Genomic DNA, 23958 nt, shown 5'->3' with positions numbered 1-23958 from the left:
TTCAGATTTTTATTACTGAACCAGGCTCAAGAGGTTCTGAGGCATTTCGTTTGCCTGAGTTGCAGCAGCAACAGCGGCCTGAACCTTCACGGATGAGGAAGACAGCTCAGCCTGTTCCTTGGCGATATCAACGTCTGCGATTGCAGAATTGGCAGCATCAAGGTTTTCAACACTGGTGTCGATCTGAGCGGAGCGGAATTCGAAACGGGACATTTCAGCACCCATCTCGGCACGCGCTTCAGAGATCTGGTTGATCGCGTTATCCAGAACCGAAAGCGCTTCGGCGGCGCCTTCCTGCGTGGAGACATCAAGGCCATCAATACCAAGGGAGGCACAGGTCAGAGAGCTGATCGACAGATTGATGGTGTCAGCCGAGGTCGAACCAACAACGATTTCAGCGCCAGTGGTTTCAACTTCGGTGGTCGTGCCGCTTGTGGTACCGGCTGCAAAGCCAAGAGCGGCAAGGCTGAGGCCACTGTCTGCATCATTATCGCCAGCAAGCGTGACATTGGCCGTTTCACCCGTTGCAAGACTGGTGATGACGATTTCGCCGGCAGCGTTTTCCGAGGCTTCATAGAGATAGTTGCCATCGTCATGCAGACCGTCATTGATCTGGGTAACGAGATCGGCAGTGGTCAGCTCTGTCTGGGAGCCATCATATTCTGCGGTCAGCTCGATCTTGGAGCCACCAACCGAAATCGTGGCGGTTTCTGTCGCGGTTGCGTCCGTATTGGTGTAGCCCGTGAAGGCGGCGGCGGCTACAGGCGTAGCTGATGCTGCTAAGGACGTCGCCATGGTGTTAATGACGTCACCGGAGCCACCTGCCGTTATGGTCTGGTTACCACCAACCGTGTTGATGTAGAGATATCCATTGGCATCAGAAGAGGCCGAGATTGTCGATATGCCAGCTTCGGCAGCTGCGGTGTTGATCGCGGAGGCAATATCCTCGGCAGTGACCTCATCGAATTGAGCATAGGTGCCCATATTGACAGTCAGCGTGTTGGTGCCGTCTTCAATGGTGAAGGCCAGAGTGGTTGCCTGCGTAATCTCGAAGGTCCCTGCGGTGCCAACAAGGCTCTGCTGGGAGGCCACGGTATCGTTGGTTGCTTCTGCGGCGGTCTTGATGTCATCCAGCGAGAAGTCGCTGGAGCCATCGAGCAAGCTGACGCCGTTATAACGGGTGGATTCGGTGATCCCGTCGATCTCTTCCTGAAGCTCTTCAAATTCAGCCTGGATGTAAGCGCGTTCCGTGTCGGTCACGGTACCGGATGACGCCTGGGAAGCCAGGGTTTTCATACGCTCGACGATATCGGCGATGTTGGAAGCACCACCATCAGCGGTCGAGAGAACGGATACAGCGTGAGAGGCGTTGGTAGACGCCTGCTCCAGAGCAGCAACGTCGGTCGAGATTTTTGTCGAAATCGCGAGGCCGGCAGCATCATCGGATGCTTTGTTGATGTTGGATCCACTGGCCAGTTTTGCCAGAGAGTTGGATTGATCTGAAGAGTTGATGTTCAAAAAACGCACTGCAGTATTTGCAGCAGTGTTGGTAGAGATGACGGGCATGGTCGATATCCTGACTTTTGAATTATGGCTCCACGTACAGTGCCTTTACGTGCGTTACTTCACGCTTTATCCATGTAACGTGGGGGGAAGACCAAACCGGGCGAGATTTATTTTAATTTATTTTTAAGTGCATTAGGTCTTTGTTAACCATAAACAATTAACGCAGGACCAGACCAGAAAACGGGGCTTTTCAGCCCCAAACGCGCCAATTTCAGCTATTTTTGCTACAATCAAAGCTTGCTTTTTGTTACTGATTTTTGCGTGTTTTCTTTAGGCCAAAGCAATTTGCAACATAATTCTTCAAACCACAAATATTAACGAATGCTTAATATTTACTGACCTTGAATGCCTTGCGGCAATCCCGCTTACTCAGCGGCCTGGCGTTACCATCTTGATCGCTGACTGTTTCAGGATTGCAGCAATTTCAGGAGATATTGCGGCACTTCATTTGCCTGAGCGACCGCAGCAGCAGCAGCCTTGACACGAACCGAGTTGCTGGACATCTCGGCCATTTCCTTGGCTATATCGACATCCATGATCGCAGATTCCGCAGCTTCAAGACTCTCGATACTGGTGTCGATCTGGCTTGATCGAAACTCGAACCGGGACATGGTTGCACCAAGGCTCGCGCGGGTATCAGCCACCTCATCAACGGCAAGGCTCAACAGGGAGAGCGCCTCGCTCGCACCTTCTGCGCTGGACAGGTCAAGCCCTTCGATACCGAGTGCTTCGCAGGTGATCGACTGAATGGAAAGATTGATGGTATCGTTTGACGAGGAGCCAACCATCACATCGGCCCCGGTCTCGTCCGACGCAATGGACGCACCGCTTTCGCTGACGTCATTGCCTTGCGACAGCCCCACTGCCGCCAGCAGAGATGCATTGCCCGAGATGCCGGTGATCTCGAGAGAAGCCGACGCACCGGTCTCGACGGTCTCATAAACAATTGCCCCGGTTGCCGCGTCAACGGACGCGGAGACGGTATAGTCACCCTGCTCATGCAGGGCGCTGTTGATGGCCTCAGCCAGGTCCTCGGCACTCATGTCAGCAGTGCTGGTGCCGTCACTTTCGCTCGAGATCGTGATTTCCGTGCCATTGATCGAGAATGTTGCCGAGGCGTCCTCGCCCGTTGCTTCGGCAGCATAGCCCGCAGAAGCCCCGGTGTCATAAGTCGCCGCAGTTTCGACCGTTTCGTCGGCAAAATTGCTCGATCCGTCCAGCAGGCTGACGCCGTTATAGGTGGTTGACGAGCAGGTGCTGTCGATTTCTTCAAGCAGGGCACTAAATTCCGTCTGAATGAGCGCCCTCTCATCGTCCGTCATGGTTCCGGAGGCTGCCTCGGATGCCAATGACACCATACGCTCCAGAATGTCGGCAATGGTTGAGGCACCGCCATCTGCGGTTTGGAGAATTGCCAGACTGTTCGATGCGTTTTCCGATGCCTGCTCGAGAGTTGTGAGATCAGAGGAGATCTGCGTTGCAATGGCCAGGCCGGCCGGATCATCCGACGCCTTGCTGATGCGTGACCCGCTGGAAAGGTTGGCAATATTGGTGCTTAAACTGTTCGAACTCTTGTTGAGATAGCGCACGGCAGTATTAGCAGCAAGATTGGTCGAAATAACGGGCATGGTCGAACTCCTGAAATGCGCACTTTGGCAAAGCTTCCAAGAAGCCAGCCAGTCTTGGCGCGCTTACTTCCTCTAACGGAGCAACCAGTCAAATTCGGGCGAATTTATTGGAAAAGATGTGGAATTCGATTAATTTTGAGTAAAGAGCGACAGGATATCGGAGCTGTGACTTTTGAGACTTTGTCTCAATTTCTGGCGACCTCGCTTCAACAGAGATTCAACGGCAGAGACACTCGTCTCCATGATCTCGGCGATCTCGCTATTGCTCATATTTTCGTTGTAGGAGAAGACGATGGCGATACGCTGTTGATCGGGAAGCTTGGCAACCGCCTTTTCCAGCAGATCAATAGCCTCCTGCATTTCCATCACGGTCGACTGGTTCGAACTGTCATCCTTCAAATCGGGCAATTCATCCATCGGCGCGATCTTGCTCTTGCGCAACAGATCAATGCAACGATTGGTCACGACCTTGAACAACCAGGTGGAGAATTTGGCCTTGCCGGGCTTCCAGCTGCCGCGTCTTGTCCAAACCTGAAGAAAGGCATCCTGCAACACGTCCTCAGCTTCCGGTCCATCCTGCAAAATGCGATAGGCAACCGCATAGCCACGATCAATATGGCGCTCAACAAGCGCCTGAAAGGCCTCTTCCTGTCCCAAAGCAATTAGCCCCAGCAGCTCGTCATCACTCAGTGCAACCAGATCACGGGCCTGCAATAGCTGCGTTCTGGATCTCGCCGCTTGCGGTGTGTCAGATTGAGGAACCTGCTGGATGGTTGCATTTTTCATTTTGAATACTCATAGACCGCTTTGATCGTGCCGCTACGTCACAAATTTCTGCCTACTTATAAAACGTTCTAGCAGGGCCGATCAGGCGTGTAACTATAAGTTTTTTTTCAGGTCATTTCTGCGTTTTTCTAGGAAATTGTTGCAGTGCGCTCGGCAGATTTTTCCGACCTGCAAGTGAAAATTTTAATTCTTAAATTGAGTCACGAAATATTGTTACAAAGTCTGTATTTATATTATCGAATTATCTTATATATAAATCAAAAATAATTTTTCAAAAAACAATTCATTCTATATTGAAATTATAAATATGTTTTTTATTATAATTTTTTATTTTAATACAATTCTCATTGTTATATTTATCGAAATATAAATAAATCAAAGAATATCATTGACTCAACAAACCACGTCAATATTTTATATTTTATTTATTCATAAAACTATTACGATATTCCTTTATTATTAAACATTTGTATAAGAGATAAATGAAATTTTAACGATAACCAACTTGCAATATTACGTGACAGCGTCATAGAGTGCAATCGGACCACTTCCTGCAATGCAAGGTAAACGTTTCCAAAGTCTTAATATCGGACATTTCGCACCTTTATGTCCCGCGAGCCACACAGAAACCTTGTGAAATGTTTTTAATTGAATAGATACAAAACTCGCTGGCAGAATGGGCTGTTGAAAAGCCCGTTTCCACAATCGGAGCGTAAAATCGGGGAGCATTTTCTCCATTTCGAATCACTCGGATCGTGATCTGATTCGAGCAAATTTCTTGCCCGAAATGGAGTCTCGCCGTCGATTTTTTTGGCGCGGGCAAACGCCCTGTTGGTAACCGATACCGCAGCAATCGAGCCCAAAACCGATCTTGCAGAATGGCAAAAGGCCAGCCCGGCATCGAGATTCCGGGCTGGCCAACTATTTAAAAATGCTATGTTTTTATTGTTGTCTTTAATGTTTTCTATAGCGCTACGCCATCCATGATCAGACACTTTCGTTTTTCATCTGAACGCGTTCCGTGTCTCTCGCGCCCGTCAGTCGACGGATGATCACATAGAAAACCGGAACCAGCAGAATGCCGATGGATGTGGAGGCTATCATGCCACCGATGACCCCAATCCCGATCGCATTCTGGGCGTTGGCACCCGCTCCTGTCGCGATAGCCAGGGGCATCACGCCAAGGATGAATGTGAGGGCCGTCATCATGATCGGACGCAATCGTTGCAGAGACGCTTCGACAGCCGCTTCGATCAGGTCGTGTCCTTGCTTGTAGAGGGTTTCGGCAAATTCAACGATCAGAATGGCGTTCCTTGCTGCAAGGCCAATGGTCGTCAGAATACCAACCTTGAAATAGACGTCATTCGATTGCCCGAATATCCAGGCAAACAGCAAGGCTCCGAAGACACCAACCGGCACCACAAGCATCACCGAAACCGGGATTGACCAGCTCTCGTAAAGGGCTGCCAGCGCCAGAAACACAATCAGGAAGGACAGTGCATAGAGCAAAGGTGCCTGTTGGCCAGACTGGCGTTCCTGATAGCTCAGGCCCGTCCATTCGACACCGAAGCCGCTTGGAAGCTGCGAGACAAGCTCTTCCATCGCATCCATCGCCTGACCCGAACTGGTATCGGGCCCGGCCGATCCATCGATCTGGATGGCGGAGCTGCCACCGAAGCGCGCAAGGCTTGGGGCAACAGGTTCCCATTTGGTGGTGATGAAGGAGCTGAATGGCACCATCTCACCGGAGCTGTTGCTTATGAACCACTTGTCGATATCGGATGGCTGCATGCGGTAGGGCGCTTCGGCCTGCACGATAACCGGGCGCAGGTTGCCGTTGAGATCAAAGTCATTGACCTCGGTCCCCGTGAAGATGACAGACAGCATGGAGTTGACGCTACTGAGAGACACGCCGAAGCTTTCCGCCTTCTGTTGATCGATAAGAATTCTTAACGCGCTCTCGTCCTCATTGTTCGATGAGCGGATGTTCTGCACGCGATCATCCTTTTGAGCGAGCGCGACCAGCTGGTCTGCGGCATCTGACAATTCGTCATGCGTCTTTGTCGTGCGGGCGACAAGATACATCGAGAACCCGCCCGAGTTACCCAGCCCCATGATGGCCGGAGGCTGCATGACGAACACCTGCCCCTTTCGGCTGGCACCAAAATGCTGATTGATGCGCAGAGCAACCGAGGATGCACTGAGATTGGCATCTTCACGCTCGTCGAAGTCCTTGAGCTTGATGAACATCATTGCCTGGTTGGAACCGGAGCCGCCAAAGCTGAAGCCAAGCGCTGCAAAGGTTGCCTCGATGGCCTCGCCCTCGTCTTCGAGCAAGAAGGCTTCCACTTCTTCCACGACCTGCCTGGTCTGTTTGTAGGTGGAACCTTCGGGCAACTTGATCATGCTCATCAGCATGCCCTGATCCTCGGTCGGCAGGAAGGAGGAGGTCATTCTTTCATAAATGAGCCCGGCACCAGCGGTAATCAGAACCAGCACCACAAGCATCAGGTAAGGCGCCTTGAGCAGGAACCGGACAACGGAGCCATAGGAGCGCGAAAACAAGCTGAAACCCCTGTTGAACCAGCGGGCGGGCGCGATCTCTCTGCCCGGCTGCTTCTGCTTGAGAAATCTCGCACACAAGGCTGGAGAGAGGGTGAGCGCAACGAACAGCGAGAGCACCATGGCGGCGATCATCGTAACGGAGAATTGGCGATAGATGACACCGGTAGACCCTCCGAAGAAGGCCATCGGCAAGAACACCGCCGTCAGCACGACCACGATACCGATCAATGCGCTGGTAATCTGGCCCATGCTGTTTCGCGTCGCCTGCATGGGCGTCTGGCCTTCATCTTCCATCAGGCGCTCGACATTCTCCACCACGACAATGGCGTCATCCACCAACAGCCCGATGGCCAGCACCATCGCAAACATCGTCAGGGTATTGATGGTATATCCGGTCACGGCCAGCACGGCCAGCGTCCCGAACAGAACGACAGGCACCGCGATCAACGGCACAAATGTCGCCCGCATCGACTGGAGGAAAACGAGAAGCACCAGAACGACCAGAACCACTGCTTCCCCAAGGGTGTGGTAGACCTTGTTGATCGAAAGCTCCACAAAAGGCGACGTGTCGTAAGCGTAGCGGATTTCCACGCCTTCAGGCAGCGAGTCCTGAAGTTTTGACATAGTCTCGCGCACGGCAAGGGATGTATCTACAGCATTGGCTCCGGTGGCCAGGTTGATACCGAACCCGGAGGCTGGAAGGCCGGAGAAAAGCGAGTTCGAGCCATAATCTTCCTGCCCGATTTCAACTCTTGCCACATCGCCCAGATAGACGGTGCCGCCGGTGTCATCGGTCTTGAGCTGAATTTGCTTGAATTCATCGACACCGGTCAGTTGGCTCTGAGCGGTCAGAGTGGCCGTGAATTGCTGCCCTTCCACGGTGGGCTGGGAGCCAAGCGAACCGACTGAGACGGTGGTATTCTGGGCCTCGACTGCGGAGACAACGTCGCTGGGTGTCAATTGATAGCGATAAAGCGACAAGGGGTTGATCCATATGCGCATCGCATAGCCGGATCCGAACGAGTTGATGCCGCCAACGCCATCGGTGCGCCGCACCGGATTTTCGACCACCTCTTCGAGCAGGTTGCCCAGCTCAATGGTGGAATGCTCACCGGTTGTCGAAACCAGTGCCCCGACAAGGAGAATGGAATCGTTGGAACGGCGGATCGTGACCCCGGCGCTCTGTACCGCATCGGGCAGGCTGCTTTCGATCTGGCGGACCTTGGTCTGCACATCATTCTGCGCATCGATCGGTTCAATGGAACCATCGAAAACAAGCTCGAGCGAACCGCGCCCCTTGCTGGAGTTCGAAATCATGTAAAGCAGGCCGTCGATGCCGGTCAGGCTGTCTTCAATCACTCGCGTAACCGAGTTTTCAACCGCTTCTGCCGTCGCCCCCTTGTAGGTGGCCGAGATCCTGATGGTTGTTGGCGCGATGTCCGGATATTGCGCAACGGGAAGAGACGTCAACGACCAGGCCCCAGCCAACATCGTGACGATCGCCAGCACCCAAGCAAAGACCGGGCGATCAATGAAAAACGATCCCATAAGGCCTACTCCTTCGTTGCCGTCTGTGTTGCGTCAGATCCGCCAGACCCGGCGGCATTATCCGAGGTGGTTTCCTTGATCAGACCATCGACATAGGTGACCGGGATTGTCTTGACTTCAATGCCTTCCTTGAGGTTGCGGATGTTGTCGACAATGACCTGATCGCCAACACTGACGCCTCCGGTCACAATCCAGCTGTTGTCCAGCGATCCGATTTCCTCAAGACTTGCCGTTGCGACTTTGCCATCCTTGACCACATAGGCCATCAGACTGCCATCGTTGGAACGCTGCGTTGCCCCTTGCGGCACCAGAATGGCCTTTGAGGTACCCAGAGTGACATCCACGCGCAAAAACTGTCCGGGAATGATCTTGCGCTGAGGATTTTCAAACTCCAGGCGCAAGGCAACCGTGCCGGTTGTCTTTGAAACCGACGTGCCCGGCGCCGAAAGCTTTCCTTTGCCGTCAAACATCTCACCGTTTTCCAGAAGCAGTGACAAGGTCATCTTGTCATCCATTTTCAACAGCCCCCTCTCGATCAGGGAACGGTTCTTGAGCATGCGTACACTGGCTTCCTCGACATCCACATAGATCGGATTCAAGCGGGTCACCGTGGTCAGGGCCGTGGTCTGGTTTGAGGTGACGACAGATCCGACCGAGACGTCTGCGACATCCGGGATGCCGGCAATCGGGCTTTTCAACTCGGTCCAACCCAGAGACAACTGAGCGGTCTTGAGCGAGGCCTGAGCGGTTTTAAGCGCGGCTTCGGCTTTCTGATAAGCGACTTCAGCGTCCTGAACATCGCCCTTGGAGATTCCGGTGCCTTCGATCTTTCTGTAACGTTCAAGGGTCAGCTTGGCCCCTTCAAGGGTTGCCTCGGCGCTTGCCAAATCGGCTTCGGCCGACTGCACAGCTGCTTCATAGGTTTCATTCTCGATCCGGAACAGAAGATCTCCGACATTGACCGGCCTGCCGGGGGTGTAGGCGATTTCCGAGATCACGCCATTGACGCGTGGCCGGATATCGACCTCTTCAAAGGCAACGGCCCGACCCGGCAGCGTCGACTGATAGGGGACGTCCGACTCTTCAAGCGTGATGACCCCGACCGGCAATGGTCCCTGACTCATGCCCGCCATGCCAGCAGGTGCTGCGGGCTGGGCCATCAGGGAGGCGGGGGAGCATAGGCCAAGAAGCAAGGCCACAACAGGGGCGAAGAGGGTCTTTCTGGAAATGCGCATGCATTGTTTTGTCATTGGTCTGGTTTCACTTTTCATGCGGTCGCGGGGCTCAGAGCAAAGGTGCTTATCCTTTATCAGGTCTCTGACCGATTAAGCGCCCGCAGTATTTAAATGATCGTTACGCAGTTTGCACCATGTGCGAGGCAAACGTGCCGTGCGTCAAAAATCTGGTTGCCAGATCTGTTTCAGGCATGGCAATTTATCTTTCTGGAAAGATAAATAGGGACTTTGGCATGAATGTGGAAGAGCGCAGCGCGCTGATTTCAAGGAACTGGCCGGAAGCTGTAACCCCTCACGTAAAGTTTTCCGCGATCATACAGCGCCTCAACTCGCTTCTTGTCGAGCATTCAAAAATGGCCATCAAAGGACAGCACCTGACCGTCTCCGAGTTCGATGTTCTGGCGGCACTCAGGTCGTGCCCGGAAGGTGCGGCGCTCGCACCAACAGCCCTTTATGATGCACTTCTGATTTCGTCCGGAGGACTGACAAAAATCCTGAAATCTCTTGAAAATCAGAAGCTTATCGCAAGATCGACATCCGCTTCAGACGCTCGACAACGCCCTGTCATGCTCACGGAATCGGGAAAATTGCGCATCGAAGCCGCCATGGCAGACATGGTAGCGTTCACCCGTACCCTGTTGCAGGATGGCTTTTCGGACGATGAGGCCTGTGATGCCGTGGTCGAGAAACTGAAAGACGTCGTACATGTTCTGGAAGAGAAAAAGCGGCCAGACTAGGCCCTCGACATGGCTTTTGCGCCGAGATTTCACCCACATCTTTTCTGCATCAAGTTGTATCGCAATGTAACAAAGCGTCGCCAGACGGGCTTTTGCCAACAGACAGAAATAAAGTGTCTGTCTGCCCTCCCCGCTCTGGTCGCTCATTCACTTTCTTGCGTTCGGCGCTTCAGACCCAACAACCGGCAAAAAGAAGCCCCCGAAGCGAACCGCTCCGGGGGCCTTGTTCCTGTCTGTCAACTGATCTTGTCGGATGCGGATCAATTGAGCTTGTGTTTTTCCATACTGCGGACTTCCTGTGCCTTGAACTGGCCAAAGCGCGGCAGGAATTTGTCCCATTCAACGGTATGAGCGTCAAACTCCGGTCCGTCGATACAGGCATGCTGACGCATGGTCTTGCCATCCTTGAGGACAGGAACCATACAAGCACCGCACATGCCGGTCGCATCCACCATGATGGAGTTGAGGCTGACAACGGTCGGCACTTCATAAGGTTTGGTCAGGTCGCTGACGGCACGCATCATCATCGGAGGACCGACAGAGACGACTTCCGCGATCTTGCGGCCCTTGGAGGTTTTGTCATCCTTGAGCATGTCCTCAAGCGGATTGGTGACAAAGCCCTTGATGCCGAAGGTGCCATCGTTCGAGCAATAGATGACGTCCAGCATGTCGCCATATTTGGCTTTGAGCAGCCCCATGCGTTCGTCTTCGCCCGTCCAGAACAGATGCTCTGCGGAACGGAAGCCGATGATCATGGTGACATGGTTGCCGGTCTCCAGGTGCGTCTTGGCAATCGGGTAGATTGCTGGCAGACCAACACCACCGGCAGTGAAGACGACCGTTTCTTTTGCAGGATCGAATTTTTTGACATCACTTGGTTCCCCAAGCGGGCCAGCAATACCGGCAAAGAAGTCCCCTTCGCTCATCTTGTTCATCATCTTGGTCGAGGTGCCCATGCCCTGAATGACCAGGTCGATGGTGCCATTTTCCCTGTTCCAGTCAGCCAGAGTCAGCGGGATCAACTCGCCATCTTCGGTTGCCAGCACACGAACAAACTGGCCAGCCCTTGCAGACTGGGCAATCACCGGTGCACGGATTGTCATCTCGACAATGCCATTCGCCAGATCGGTGTGCTTGAGAACGGTATGTTCAGCCAGACCAAGGCTGGTGAAATGATCCGCTCTCTTGACCCGGTCAGCAATATCGGCAGAGACCAGATCAATGGAGCCAAGAATCTGGCGGGCAGCAGCCTGACCGTCACCGGCGGCAAGGATAGCCGTGGAGCCGCCGCGTGCAGCGTCACCACCGGTATAGATGCCCTCGATGGAGGTTTCCTGACTGTCCTTGCCAACATTAATCGTTCCCCATTTGCTGACCTCAAGCTTGGGCTCGGAGGACGGAATGATGGGGTTGGACTTGTTGCCAAGAGCCATGATGACCAGATCGGCAGGCATTTCGATGACTTCACCGGTCGGACGCGGACGACGACGACCGGATGCATCCGGCTCACCCAACTCGTTCACATCCACGACAGCGTGGGTGACGAAATGGGTGTGATGATCGCCGACGAACTCTTTTGGTCCGCGCAGTTCTGCCAGTTCGATCCCCTCTTCGAGTGCATGTTCGAGTTCTTCAACACGAGCAGGCATTTCGGACTGGGTACGACGGTAGACGATGGTCACATTGCCGCCCAAACGTTTTGCCGTGCGGGCTGCGTCCATCGCGGTGTTACCACCACCAATCACCAGGATATTCTTGTCCTTGACGTCTGGAAGCGGGGTTTCATAGTCCGGGTCGCGACCACGCATCAGGTTGACGCGGGTCAGGAACTCGTTGGCCGACATGACGCCGAGCAATTCTTCACCCGGAACATTCATGAAGGTCGGAAGGCCTGCGCCAGACCCGACGAAGATTTTCCAGAAGCCAGCGGCTTTCAGATCTTCAAGGGTTGCGGACTTGCCGACAACAAAGTTCTTGACGAAACGACCGCCCAGAGCATCGATCTTGGCAACCACGTCATCGATCAGCGAGTTTGGCAGACGGAATTCAGGGATCCCGTAGCGCAACACGCCGCCCAGTTCGTGGAAGGCTTCAAAGACCGTTACCGGGAAGCCCTCAACGGCCAGAAGATAGGCGTTGATAAGGCCTGACGGACCAGAACCGACCACTGCGATGGGTGGTTTCTGGGCCTTTTCCCAAGGGCTGACGACGCCTGCAAAGCGGGCCAGCAGATCAGGATTGGCAGCCTTTTCATGCTCGGGCAGGAACCATTCCAGCTGACCGATCTCGATCGGACGGTTGGTATGCTTGCAGACACCCTGACACTGGTGTTCCTGCGGGCAAACGCGACCGGTGACGTTCGGCAGCGGGTTGCAGCTCTCGATCAGTTCCAGAGCCTGACGGATCTTGCCCTTGGCGAGCAGATCGATCATTTCCGGAATGTGGATCTTGACCGGGCAACCGCCGATTTTCTTGGCTTCCTCGTCCTTGGTGCGCTGGATGATCTGCCCCAGCTCGCAAGGCTTGTCTTCGCACTGCTTGTCACGCAGCACTTCAAGCCAGACAATCAGCTCGACTTCCCTGAGGGAATAGCCAAGAGCCTGATAACCAAGATATCCCTGGTTCACCAGTTCGAAATCGCTGGAGCGTTCTTCCGGTGTGCGGATATAGGGCGGAATATAACTGTCTTCGGGCCAGCCTTTGGACAGGTCCTCAAACATCGGATAACGGTCTTTCATGTGCACATCAAGCGCACGGATGAATTTCCGCTTGAAGCGCAGTGGCAGGCTCCAGATGAAGCGCTGGATCACCGTGCTCATGTCATCGTTGCGCAGCAGTTGTTTCCAGAGCGTCTTGATGAATTTTTCGCTCAGTTCTTCCTGCTGGAACTCCCAGGCCAAAGCCTGGGATCCATCTGCGATGAAAACATGTCGCAGGGCCCGAGGGTCCACTGCAAGATGCTTTTTCAGGACGTCGATCTGTTGATCCAACAGATCGGCCTGAGGGGTTTCTACTTCAACGCTCATCGAACGATCTCCGCGTTGCATTTGGCTGCCACCTTCATGATGCGTGACTTGAGATCCGATGTCACTTCAACGCTCTCAAGGGCGCCGGGAATAGTGTGGGCCACTTCCATGGCCTGACCATTTTCGACGATCTTGGTCAGCTCGAAGAGTTCAGGAACCTCCTGATAGCAAGCCTTGCAGTTGGTGCAAAGGGCAACATCTTCGTCGTGAATGTGCGGCAGGCTGGCACCGCCAGCCGCAGGAGCCGCTGCGGCCCCACCGGAAGCACCGGCGGCTGGAGCCATGCCAAATCCGCCAAGGCCGACGGCAGCAGGAGCGGCAGACATGGAGGCCATTTCTGCCATCGCGGCTGCGATGCTGTCCATGGAAAGCTCACGAGCCTCATTGGCTTCGTTATAGCGCTGTTCCATGGCCGCCAGTTCCTTGCGATGCGCTGCATCAATGCGGGCAGCGGACTGACCGGACAGATGCTGGAGCGTGCGCCAGTTATGACGGCGTTCCTCGACCAGATGCACAACCATCTGCCCCACTTCAAGCTTGATGAGTGCACGCTTGGAGTTGGTTTTCAGGATATATGGCATCACACGTCCCCGCTCGACCGCTGGCAAATCGATAAATTCATGCAGCGGCACAGCATCCACGCCATCACGCAATGGGCGGAACTGCTTTTTGAAGCGGGTTTCATCGTAAGCATAGTCAGCCGGGGTCAGCGGCACATCCAACAGCTTGAGCTGGCCATCCTCGATATATTCGATGGTCTGGGAAGCCCAATCCTGATCAATGGCCGGGTTGCCCTCGATCGAGAAGCGTTCGGCGAGGGTTTCGCCAGCATCGGGATCGTGAACAAACAGCGGGCTGACACGTGCTTCCACCGCAAGTTTGGCGCGGCGGTTGGCAGCATCGTCGGCAATCCCGTGTTCACCCTGACATGGTGTATAGACATCCATCAAGGCAGGAGACGTGGAATGCTTCAGATAGACCATGACATTTTTCAGGAAGTGGTTCGGGAAGGCCGTTGCACTCTGCACCACCAGAACATTCGGGTGGAAGGAAGCGATGAGACCAAGTTCCTTACGATCTTCCATCTTGCCAGGGTTGGCTTTGCCAAAGCGGGCCAGGTCACTGTCCTGACCGGAAAGGCTGGCCGTTGATGCCTGGCCACCGGTGTTGGAGTAAACGCCGGTATTGAGCACCATCACCTTGATCGGCGAGTTGGATGCCAGCAGGCGAGACAGGGCACCAAAGCCGATGTCATAGGCTGCACCGTCACCGGAGATGTTCATCACTGTTGGCAACAGGGCGCGTTCCTCGGTCGAGAAATCATGCCATTCGAAGTTGCTCAGATAAGCATCGTCGGTTTTCGGGTCATAGGCGTTGGCCAGTTCCAGCTTGGCAACACGCATCGCTCTGAAGTCGACGGCTGCGGTTGCGGTGATCCCTTCAAAGAGCCCCTTGGCAACGGCTGGTCCGTCATGGAACAGGCTGTTGACCCATGGGTCATTGTAGGGGTTGAACGGGAAGGTCGATGCATAGACCGAGCTACAGCCGGTGGCGTTGGCAACCACCAGAGGTGATGGGCCATTGCCGGTTGGGCCGCCTTCCTGAAGGAACAGGCGTTTTTCGAGCACTTTCAGAGCATTGGAAACGCGGGCTTCGCGTGCCGCATCACCGGCAACTTCGGCCAGTTTCAGCTTCAGGCCTTCAACCAGTTCTTCCAGTTCCCGAATATGGGTTTTCTGACGACGGTCATGGATCGCATGGGTCGCGGAAACGACCTGACGGATCGCAGTCACCTCGCCACAGCCGCGGCAGGCACCGTGGCCGCCCGTGGTTGAGTAGTAGGTGCTCCGATCAAGCATCATGCGCTTGATTTCATTATCGTCTTCAAAAGCTGGCTCGACAAAGCGAGCTGGCGTATTCGGGGTTTTGGATAGGAAGTTGAATTTGGCCTGCAAATCCTCGAGCAATGGGGCGTCCTGTTCGGTGCTGATCAGGGCATTGGCGCCACAGATATCAACACATTCAAGACAGCCGGTGCATTTCCAAGGGTCGATCGCTACGGCGAACAAGCCACCTGCGCCGGTATGTTCGGCTTCTGCGGCATCGAAGAAGGCTCTGGTTTTTGCCACTGGCAAAATCGCAACCGCTTCCACGATACGGGCAAGATTGCCCTTGACCACTGCGCTCTCGACATAAAGCTCTGCAAGAACGTCATTGACCAGCTCTTTGAAGCTGCGGTCCTGAACACCACCAAGATATTTCCGGCGAACACCCTCCCCGATGGAGCGGACATATTCGCGGATCACTTCGCGCTGTGCCTGAGGCATGTCGACCTCTTTGGCAGCGGACATCAGCAGATCGTCAATGTCGAAGACGGTCGGTGGAATGGCCGCATCCGGACAAACCATCGAGCAATCCAGACAGCCGGTACATTTGTCGGCATCAAAGACCGGAACCTGACGGCGGAAGAGCCCTTTGTCCTTGGCAGCAGCAGAACCGGACGGCATGAACATGCCCGAGCCTGGCAGGACCGGTGCTTCACCGATGGAGCCTTCACGGAATGGAGCCGCGACCGTTTCTTCATAGTAGGCGCTGTCGAACAAGCCCTCTGGCGAGGCTTCCTGAGCGATCCGGCACATATTGGTGGAGATGGCCGGGGTGAACATCGGCTTGACGTCGCCAGCGGCATCGATTTCGGCAAATTCAGGGGTGTTGTAGTCAACAACCGTAGTGGCTTCCAGACCATCGCGGATCACCGCCATGTTGCCTTCTACGATTGCTTCACCCTTGGTGCCGAATTTGTAGGCGATCTGGCTGCGGACCTTTTCAAGAACAGCGGCCTGATCGGCTCCTTCCGTTACCCGTTCGACATGACCACAGACAGCACCGATGAAGGCGATGCCCATCATGCGGGTCTGAAGAGCGACGACAGGAGCGTGTTTCTTGGCGATTGCGAAGCCATCAAGAACAAGGAACTTGATTTTCTTGTCGCGGATGGTTTTACGCATGACCGAGGGCAGCTCTTTCCAGATTTCGGCAGGAGAGAGGCTGGACTGAAGAATGAAGGTGCCACCTTCAACAAGGCCACGCAGCGGATTGCTGTGCACGAAAACCTTGTGGTCCGGAGAGACAACCACTTCGACATCTTCAAGGTCGGCGTTGGTGATCAGCACCGGTTCCGGGCTGAGTGTAATATAGTAGTTGGTTGGTGCACCGGACTTTTCAGAGCCATATTTCGGAGCTGCCTTCGAGTAGAGGTGAAGCGCGTTGGCAAGAATGTCCGTGAGCAGTTTGCCGGTTGCGATGGTGCCGTAACCACCAACCGAGTGGAAGCGGATACGCAAAGCGCCTTCCGGCAACAGGCTCGGGTTCGGTTTGGTTTCCAGAGCCATGAACTCGGTTTCAGGATAAGCGGCTTTCAACTTGGCCTGAAGGTCGGCCATGACCGGGCTTGCGTCCTTGGAGAAGAACTGGCTGCCAAGATAGATGAATGGCTGGCAAGCGCCTTCCATATTTTCAAAGGCAGCAACCAGATGCCGTGGCTGAAGGTCATGAGCACCAAGACCAAAGATCGCGGTGGTCAGTTTTGGCAGCTCGGCCATTGCCTCGATGCCCGGATACCGATCACCAGCATTGTTCTCAACGGCCTTGAGCAGGGCTTCCTTGACGAAAGCTGTCAAAGCGGTGTTGTCGGAACGCTCCAGAATGGTGACGGCTTTCTTGCCTTTCACGGCAGCCACGAATTCGGCTTCGGGGAATGGCTGCAACAGCTTGATGGATACAACGCCGACTTTCTTGCCCTGGCGGCGAAGATAGGCGGCAACAGCCTGCGCATCATCGGTGACAGACCCTAGACCGACCACAACGCTTTCAGCGTCTTCACATTCAAAGCAGTGGACAGGGGAATAGCTGCGTCCGGTGAGTGCGGAGAACTCATCCATGGCTTCACGTACGAAGCGAGACACATCGCGCACGAAGTGGGTGCGGTGGTCAACGGTACCAGCCTGGTAGTCCGGCTGGTTCTGCACGCCACCGGTCAGGCCCGGATTGTTGACGTCAACCTGGCCCGGTACGCGCTGACGGGTGCCTTTCTGATAGGCGTTTTTCCACTGGCGGGTCCACTGGCTGTGCAGCTCGACCGGAAGCATGTCAAGGGTGTTGGCAATCAGCTCGCCAGCATTGTCCTCTTCCACGGCATCGGCATTGGAATCAAGATAGGCAACCAGTTTGGCATAGGCATCCTGTTCCATGTCCGAGCTGTGACGGCCAAGATAGCGTTTCAGCTGGAACACACGCCCCTTTGCACCATAAAGCATTTCCTGTGCAACGGTCGGGCACATGATGCGGTCTGTCGGATCACCGACGAACACTCTCAGAAGCTCATCTTCAGGCATTCTGACTTCGCTCATCATGTGAGAGGTGACGAACCCGTCCATGCCGTTGGCAACCGGGATCATCGACATCGCGCTGACCTTGTAGGAGATCGCGGCAAGGTCTGCTGCTTCCTGCGGGTTGGAACCGAACAGGATCGTGTAGCCCGATGGAATGAGAGCATAAATGTCATCGTGGCCAGCCATCACGTTCAGGGAATGCCGCGAAACAGAACGCGCAGCCACCTGCATGACGAAGCCACCGACTTTCTTGCCGACCGTGACATAGTGAGACTCAAGGCCATAAAGAACGCCCTGAGAGGAAGATGCGTTCGAAATATATTGACCGCCGGTCAGCGCTGCGCCAAGAGCGCCGGACTGGGCGGAGTGCTCACCTTCCGGTTCAAAGAAGAAGGGATGACGGCCCCAGACATTGAGCCCCCCGCCCGCGCGAAATGCTTCATAGATTTCGGCGATCTCGGTCGAGGGAGTGATTGGATAGCCGATGACGCCACCGCAAATTTGCCCCATCACCTGAGCAACGGCACCGTTGCCGTTGATCACTGTCTCATGTCCCGGATAAGCCGGCGTTTTTGGAAGTTTTTCGTTCATATTCTCCACCCAATTGCAGCCGACCGGAATCTAGAATGAAACGGTCCGCCGAAAATCAAGAATAGTGCTTTTTGAACTGCCTGCGAGGAAAGCCCAGAGACCTATATGAGATCCTGGGTTTTGATCTTTATTCAACTGGCAGATGCGTCTGCGTGGAAATCGATGGTCATGTCAGCCACGCACAAAAGTGTCGAAAGTTCTTTCCGATCTGGTCATTCCTCCCGATACTTTAGTGTTATAACCATTAGTCTATCGGGGGCCTTGGGGCGTTGATTTGCATCAACGGCACCCAGCTGCGACATTTTGGACATAGCTGGGACGATTGGTCTTTTAAAAACAACAATTTGGCGAAAACAGATATTAAGCCATTCTTTCTAATGTATATTTCGACTTTTTTCGAACAGACATCCAATCGATAAATGCTACTCCATTAGGTTAGGTATTGAGCTGCTTTCATAGGCCGAAATGTTAATACGGCAATTTTGCATAGCAGCTACCCCCAAACATGTCCGAGTGTGTCAAACCCATAAATCGGTTTTGATGACCTCTTGCGACGCATCTGCGCCGGCAAGACAATCGGACTCATTTTTGTCAGGAACGGACGCTGGCGCGATACACGCATAGAGAGAATTTGGCATGACAAAAGCAACAAGAGCCCGCCCCCTAATCTGGAAACCGGCAGGTCACATTTTCTGCCCCATCGTTTTTGCATAACATCCCCTCAAGCCCCGCAATAATACACAGTTAGACTTTAGTATAGTGATCTATTCGTATTACTTTGTAAAAGTTTTCTACTTCTCCTAGCCTTTTGTCCAAACAATTTGAGCATCCCAACCCTTTATCTTATCATTCCATATGAGTAATACTTCCGTCATTGAGGATTTTGGTGTCGGGCAACCGATGCATAGATTCCGACGGGACTGAGATCCCGTTTCACCTCAACATGAAACGCTGCACTCAAAACGAGTGCGGCCTAGCATAGCGGTAATAATATGGCGATTTCCAAAGCTCTTGCTGATGAGTTGGAGAAACGGCGCAAAATCGCACTGGATGGCGGCGGCGCAAAAAAAGCTGAAGACAGACATGCCAAGGGCCGGATGACGGCTCGTGATCGGCTGGATGCTCTTTATTCCAAAGGAACATTTCAGGAATTCGGCTTGCATGCGCAACACAAGACCCGGTATTTCGGCATGGAAAACAAGTCCATCCCGACAGACGGCGTCATTTGTGGCACAGGCTTTGTCGACGGCCGTCCGGTAGCAGCTTTTTCTCAGGACTTCGGCGTGGTTGGTGGTTCCCTTGGTGAAACTCACGCAAAGAAAATTTGCGCGTCCCTCGATCACGCTGTCAAAGCAGGTATTCCAGTAGTCGGATTCAACGATTCCGGCGGGGCACGTATTCAGGAAGGCGTCGGAGCCCTGTCGGGTTACGGCCAGGTCTTCTACAGAAACGTGCAATTGTCCGGTGTGGTACCGCAGATTTCGGTGATCGCAGGACCTTGCGCAGGTGGCGCAGCCTATAGTCCGGCTCTCACCGACTTCCTGATCATGACCCGTGAGCATGCCAACATGTTCATTTGCGGTCCGGAAGTTATTCGTGCGGTTACCGGCCAGCAATGTACCATGGAAGAGATCGGCTCGGCGCAAGCCCACGCATCGGTCTCGGGTAACATTCACTTCATTGCAGAAAATGACGCTCATGCAGTGCAGATCGTGCATCGGCTGTTGTCATTCCTGCCATCGAACAACATGCAGGATCCTCCGCATCATATCGAGCCGGATCTCAAAGTTGTCGATGATCCACGCCTTGATGAACTTGTTCCATCTGATCCCAAAACGCCGTTTGATTGCCGTGAGGTCATCAAGCTCCTGGCTGACGATGGCGACTTCATGGAAGTGATGGAGCAGTTTGCTGCAAACATCGTGATCGGTTTCGGTCGCATCGGCGGCATGGTGGTTGGCTTTGTTTCCAACCAGCCGAAAGTCAAAGCCGGTACGCTGGATATCGACGCCAGTGACAAGGCTGCCCGTTTCGTTCGTTTCTGTAACGTCTACAACATCCCGCTGGTAACCCTGGTGGATGTTCCCGGCTTCCTGCCCGGACTGAACGAAGAACGTCGCGGTATCATCCGTCATGGTGCAAAAATGCTGTTTGCCTATGCCTCTGCCACGGTTCCAAAAGTCACCGTGATCATGCGCAAGGCTTATGGTGGTGCATATCTCGCCATGTGTTCAGAAGATATGGGAGCGGACCGCGTCATGGCGTGGCCGACTGCTGAAATTGCAGTGATGGGTGCCGAAGGTGCCGTCAACATCCTTTATCGTAAAGAACTGGCCGAGGCAGAAGACAAGGCAGCCAAAGCAAAAGAGCTGGCCGACGAATATCGGCACGAATTTGCAACGCCTTATCTTTCAGCCGGACGTCTGGCTATTCACGACATCATTCAGCCCCGTGAAACCAAGAGCGCAATCGCTCTTACGCTCCGCGGCCTGATGTCCAAACGCGAAACACGGCCACCTAAAAAGCACGGCAACATTCCGCTGTGATCAAAGGAACATTTCGATGCTCGAAAATCTGGAATTGATCGGAACGGGCTTTGCGGTGGTCATGATTGCCCTGGCAGTTTTGTGGGCGGCTTGCGGTATTGTGGGATTCTTCTTTGTCCGCGCAGCCAGAGTCTCCACGCCAACCAGCCAGGCACCGAAGGTACCGCCGAGCGCGGCGGTTGCCTCACGGGCCGGTGTGCCTCCGCATCATTTGGCAGTCATTTCGGCTGCCGTGGCCTACACCCTTGGACCGGGGTACAAGGTGACACGCGTCGCTGCGCCCCCACATAAAGTCAGCGAATGGCCACTGGAAGGCCGGATCGAGGCATTCACTGCCCACCGTCTGCGTGCTTCCTGGGGTCCTTCCACCCCAACACTGGGACGTGAGCCCAATAAAATTCTGAGAGGACAAAAGCAATGAAACGCTTGCGTATCACCGTTCAAGGCATCAGCTATGATGTTACGGTGGAAGATGAAGATGTGGATACCGCCGCTCCGGCTCCAGCGGCAGCAGCCCCTGCTCCAGCCGCACCAGCTCCTGTAGCTCCAGCCCCGGTAGCAGCTGCTCCGGTCGCTGCTCCTGCACCAGCCGCTCCGGCAGGTGACGGCGCTGTTCCCAGCCCTCTGGCAGGTACTGTCGTGAGTGTTGATGTCTCGGTTGGACAAAAAGTCTCCACCGGCGACACGCTCGTTGTTCTGGAAGCAATGAAAATGAACACGAATATCAGCGCTCCTAGCGACGGCACTGTCACCGCTGTCAATGTCAACCCCGGCGCAACCGTGACCGAGGGACAAGTCCTTGTAACCCTTTCCTAGGAGGGAGACCCTTCTCATGGAAGGCACAGCAACACAGGCCTCCAAGATAGAACAGATCTGGCATCTGACTGCCTTTGGCGATGTCACTTGGCAGATGATGGTCATGTGGGTGATCATCGCAGTGCTGTTCTATTTGGCGGTCTATAAGAAATTTGAACCGCTTCTGCTCATCCCGATCGCATTCGGGGCGCTATTGGCCAACCTTCCGACCGAAGGTCTGATCAATGCTCCGGTTGGCGAACATGGGGGCGGTTTGTATTACTATATCTCAAAAGGGGTAGAGCTTGAGATCTTCCCGCCATTGATCTTTCTTGGCGTGGGTGCTCTTACCGACTTCGGCCCCCTGATCGCAAACCCACGCACCCTGCTTCTCGGGGCTGCGGCCCAGTTCGGTGTCTTTGCCACCTTCCTGGGGGCAACCGCAATTGGCTTCTCGCCAATGGAAGCTGGCGCGATCGGTATCATCGGCGGAGCTGACGGGCCAACCTCGATCTTCCTGGCCAACAAGCTTGCACCTCATCTGCTGGCGCCCATCGCGGTAGCTGCCTACAGCTACATGGCCCTGGTTCCGATGATTCAGCCACCCATCATGCGGGCTTTGACCACGGAAAAAGAACGCAAGATCCGGATGAGCACGCTACGCAAGGTCAGCCGTCTTGAAAAACTCATCTTTGCCTGCATGGTGACCATCATGGTTATCCTGCTCGTACCAGCAGCTTCGGCTCTGGTTGGCATGCTGATGCTCGGCAACTTCCTGCGAGAAAGCCTGGAAACCGAACGCCTGACAAAGGCTGCCCAGAACGAGTTGATCAACGTCGTGACAATCTTCCTGGGAACGTCCGTCGGTATTACCATGACCGCCGAACGGTTCCTCAATTTTGACACGATGAAAATTCTGGCTCTCGGTGTCATCGCATTCGGGATCGCAACGGGCACCGGTGTGCTGATGGCGAAATTGATGAATGTCTTCTCTGGCGAGAAGAACAAGATCAATCCGCTGATCGGTTCGGCTGGTGTGTCTGCGGTGCCAATGGCCGCACGCGTCAGTCAGGTTGAAGGACAGAAGGCCGACCCATCCAACTTCCTGCTCATGCACGCCATGGGGCCCAATGTGGCCGGCGTGATCGGCACGGCAGTTTGCGCGGGCTTCTTCATCGCCTGGTTCTCGTAAATTCGGGACACCGATTTTAAAAACAGGAAGCGCGGTCTTGCAAAAAGGCCGCGCTTTTCTTTTTTCTCCCGCAAAATGGACCTTTTGGTTAATTTGGAACACAGCGACTAATCCATTAGACCAAGAGAGTTTGGGAAAGAAAAAATGATTGATCCGTGTCAATGTTTGTGACTCCCATGGGCGTAGCGTCGGCCCTGTTGTTCAGGCGCCAAATTTTGTTGTGAATGCAATATATTTGGCGAAATTCGCAACTATCGCGTTCGCCTTGCCCGCCCGATCCCGGGTCAGGTGGGCGAATGTCCTGTTTCAGCGATTATTTTAGCAATACCAGCGAGCTTAGACACGTCGGCATTGCTCTATGGGAGGAAAATATGCCTGATCGCGAAGCACCCAGCGGTCACGAAGGAGGTGTGTCTGAACAAACCGAACAGACACAAGCCGCTGGTCAAGCCTCACCTTCATACCCTATCGTCGCCCGAACCGATTTTTCCGAAACCACTTTCCTGATTGAAATCGAACATCCGCAAATGGCCAACGCAGCCCGTCCGGGTCAGTTTGTCATTGTGATGCTGCATGAGCATGGCGAGCGCATTCCGCTCACCATTGCCGATTTTGACCGGACACGTGGCACCATAACGCTTGTTGTGCAGGCGGTGGGAAAATCGACGCGGGAAATGCAGATCCTTTGCCAGGCGGGGCGCAGGATTCACGCAATGCTCGGCCCCTTGGGCATTCCCAGCGAAATCGGCCACGCCAAAAAAGTTGTCTGTGTGGGCGGTGGGCTCGGGATCGCGCCGATCTATCCGCAGGCACGCGCTTTCAAGGAAGCCGGTGCCTATGTCATCGGCGTGCTCGGCTTCAGGTCCAGCAACCTGATGTTCTGGGAAGACAAGTTTCAGGCCATTTGCGATGAATTCATCATTTGCACCGATGACGGCTCAGCCGGCATGAAAGGCCTGGTAACGCAAGGCATCGAAACGGCACTCGAAAGACACCCTGATGTCAGCGAAGTGGTCGCCATCGGTCCCCCGATCATGATGCGCGCCTGTGCTGAAACCACCAGACCACACGGGGTCAAGACCATGGTCAGCCTCAACCCGATCATGGTTGATGGCACGGGTATGTGTGGTGGCTGCCGGGTCAAGGTCGGCGAGGAGATCAAGTTCGCCTGCGTCGACGGTCCGGACTTTGATGGCCACAAGGTTGATTTTGATGATCTGTTCACCCGATTGCAGCGCTATCGGTCCGAGGAATCAGAGGCAATGGATAGCTGGGATGCGAGTTGTCGCCGACTGGCACTTGCACCCGATGCAGCCGCCTCTGACCCATCGTCAAATAAGGGAGACATTTAG

At 54.3% G+C, this 23958-nt stretch carries 13 protein-coding genes; 6 read left to right on the top strand and 7 right to left on the bottom strand.

The genetic code is table 11. The features are described from left to right. Positions 1-12: 12 nt before the first annotated feature. The 5 genes from ACHZB8_RS02725 to ACHZB8_RS02705 all read right to left on the bottom strand — a co-directional run bounded on the left by ACHZB8_RS02725 (position 13) and on the right by ACHZB8_RS02705 (position 9343). Positions 13-1566: a flagellin gene (locus ACHZB8_RS02725; RefSeq protein ID WP_316858531.1), complete on the bottom strand. Its 1554-nt coding sequence runs from the start codon at positions 1564-1566 to the stop codon at positions 13-15. Between the two features lie 407 nt (positions 1567-1973). Next, on the bottom strand, positions 1974-3194 hold the full coding sequence (locus ACHZB8_RS02720) for a flagellin (RefSeq protein ID WP_316858530.1): 1221 nt from the start codon (positions 3192-3194) through the stop codon (positions 1974-1976). Between the two features lie 129 nt (positions 3195-3323). After that, positions 3324-3980, bottom strand: coding sequence for an RNA polymerase sigma factor (locus ACHZB8_RS02715; RefSeq protein WP_316858529.1), 657 nt, complete (start codon positions 3978-3980; stop codon positions 3324-3326). Positions 3981-4967: 987 nt separating this feature from the next. Next, complete coding sequence (locus tag ACHZB8_RS02710) at positions 4968-8093, bottom strand: efflux RND transporter permease subunit (RefSeq protein ID WP_316858528.1); 3126 nt, start codon at positions 8091-8093, stop codon at positions 4968-4970. A 5-nt stretch (positions 8094-8098) separates the two neighbouring features. Then, complete coding sequence (locus tag ACHZB8_RS02705) at positions 8099-9343, bottom strand: efflux RND transporter periplasmic adaptor subunit (RefSeq protein ID WP_316858527.1); 1245 nt, start codon at positions 9341-9343, stop codon at positions 8099-8101. A gap of 218 nt (positions 9344-9561) precedes the next feature. Here ACHZB8_RS02705 and ACHZB8_RS02700 point away from each other — a divergent pair, with 218 nt between their 5' ends. Beyond that, positions 9562-10065, top strand: coding sequence for a MarR family winged helix-turn-helix transcriptional regulator (locus ACHZB8_RS02700; protein ID WP_316858526.1), 504 nt, complete (start codon positions 9562-9564; stop codon positions 10063-10065). Positions 10066-10325: 260 nt separating this feature from the next. Here ACHZB8_RS02700 and ACHZB8_RS02695 read toward each other — a convergent pair whose 3' ends face one another. Continuing rightward, a complete protein-coding gene (locus tag ACHZB8_RS02695) occupies positions 10326-13091 on the bottom strand; it encodes a sulfide/dihydroorotate dehydrogenase-like FAD/NAD-binding protein (RefSeq protein ID WP_316858525.1) in 2766 nt (921 codons plus the stop codon). Beyond that, positions 13088-18073: a 2-oxoacid:acceptor oxidoreductase family protein gene (locus tag ACHZB8_RS02690; protein WP_316858524.1), complete on the bottom strand. Its 4986-nt coding sequence runs from the start codon at positions 18071-18073 to the stop codon at positions 13088-13090. The genes ACHZB8_RS02695 and ACHZB8_RS02690 overlap by 4 nt, the downstream gene beginning before the upstream one ends. Positions 18074-19065: 992 nt before the next feature. Between ACHZB8_RS02690 and ACHZB8_RS02685 the strand changes: the two genes are divergently transcribed. The 5 genes from ACHZB8_RS02685 to ACHZB8_RS02665 all read left to right on the top strand — a co-directional run bounded on the left by ACHZB8_RS02685 (position 19066) and on the right by ACHZB8_RS02665 (position 23958). Continuing rightward, positions 19066-20619: an acyl-CoA carboxylase subunit beta gene (locus ACHZB8_RS02685; RefSeq protein ID WP_316858523.1), complete on the top strand. Its 1554-nt coding sequence runs from the start codon at positions 19066-19068 to the stop codon at positions 20617-20619. Between the two features lie 16 nt (positions 20620-20635). Continuing rightward, a complete protein-coding gene (locus tag ACHZB8_RS02680) occupies positions 20636-21040 on the top strand; it encodes an OadG family protein (protein WP_316858521.1) in 405 nt (134 codons plus the stop codon). Continuing rightward, the gene (locus ACHZB8_RS02675) at positions 21037-21435 is read left to right on the top strand and encodes an acetyl-CoA carboxylase biotin carboxyl carrier protein subunit (protein ID WP_316858520.1); all 399 of its coding nucleotides are present in this window, start codon (positions 21037-21039) and stop codon (positions 21433-21435) included. Before ACHZB8_RS02680 ends, ACHZB8_RS02675 begins: the two co-directional genes overlap by 4 nt. 16 nt (positions 21436-21451) lie before the next feature. Then, entirely contained in the window at positions 21452-22606 is a 1155-nt protein-coding gene (locus ACHZB8_RS02670) for a sodium ion-translocating decarboxylase subunit beta (protein WP_394706075.1), read from the top strand. A 371-nt stretch (positions 22607-22977) separates the two neighbouring features. Further along, positions 22978-23958, top strand: a complete 981-nt coding sequence (locus ACHZB8_RS02665) for a sulfide/dihydroorotate dehydrogenase-like FAD/NAD-binding protein (protein ID WP_316858518.1) — start codon at positions 22978-22980, stop codon at positions 23956-23958.

Source organism: uncultured Cohaesibacter sp. (genome assembly GCF_963556055.3).
Classification (GTDB): Bacteria; Pseudomonadota; Alphaproteobacteria; order Rhizobiales; family Cohaesibacteraceae; genus Cohaesibacter.
This window is presented reverse-complemented; position numbering and strand designations above follow the sequence as displayed.

Coding starts and splice junctions, on each gene's coding strand:
- ACHZB8_RS02665 (WP_316858518.1), top strand. CDS start 22,978: ATGCCTGATCGCGAAGCACCCAGCGGTCACGAAGGAGGTGTGTCTGAA.
- ACHZB8_RS02725 (WP_316858531.1), bottom strand. CDS start 1,566: ATGCCCGTCATCTCTACCAACACTGCTGCAAATACTGCAGTGCGTTTT.
- ACHZB8_RS02670 (WP_394706075.1), top strand. CDS start 21,452: ATGGAAGGCACAGCAACACAGGCCTCCAAGATAGAACAGATCTGGCAT.
- ACHZB8_RS02695 (WP_316858525.1), bottom strand. CDS start 13,091: ATGAGCGTTGAAGTAGAAACCCCTCAGGCCGATCTGTTGGATCAACAG.
- ACHZB8_RS02690 (WP_316858524.1), bottom strand. CDS start 18,073: ATGAACGAAAAACTTCCAAAAACGCCGGCTTATCCGGGACATGAGACA.
- ACHZB8_RS02685 (WP_316858523.1), top strand. CDS start 19,066: ATGGCGATTTCCAAAGCTCTTGCTGATGAGTTGGAGAAACGGCGCAAA.
- ACHZB8_RS02700 (WP_316858526.1), top strand. CDS start 9,562: ATGAATGTGGAAGAGCGCAGCGCGCTGATTTCAAGGAACTGGCCGGAA.
- ACHZB8_RS02705 (WP_316858527.1), bottom strand. CDS start 9,343: ATGACAAAACAATGCATGCGCATTTCCAGAAAGACCCTCTTCGCCCCT.
- ACHZB8_RS02675 (WP_316858520.1), top strand. CDS start 21,037: ATGAAACGCTTGCGTATCACCGTTCAAGGCATCAGCTATGATGTTACG.
- ACHZB8_RS02710 (WP_316858528.1), bottom strand. CDS start 8,093: ATGGGATCGTTTTTCATTGATCGCCCGGTCTTTGCTTGGGTGCTGGCG.
- ACHZB8_RS02680 (WP_316858521.1), top strand. CDS start 20,636: ATGCTCGAAAATCTGGAATTGATCGGAACGGGCTTTGCGGTGGTCATG.
- ACHZB8_RS02720 (WP_316858530.1), bottom strand. CDS start 3,194: ATGCCCGTTATTTCGACCAATCTTGCTGCTAATACTGCCGTGCGCTAT.
- ACHZB8_RS02715 (WP_316858529.1), bottom strand. CDS start 3,980: ATGAAAAATGCAACCATCCAGCAGGTTCCTCAATCTGACACACCGCAA.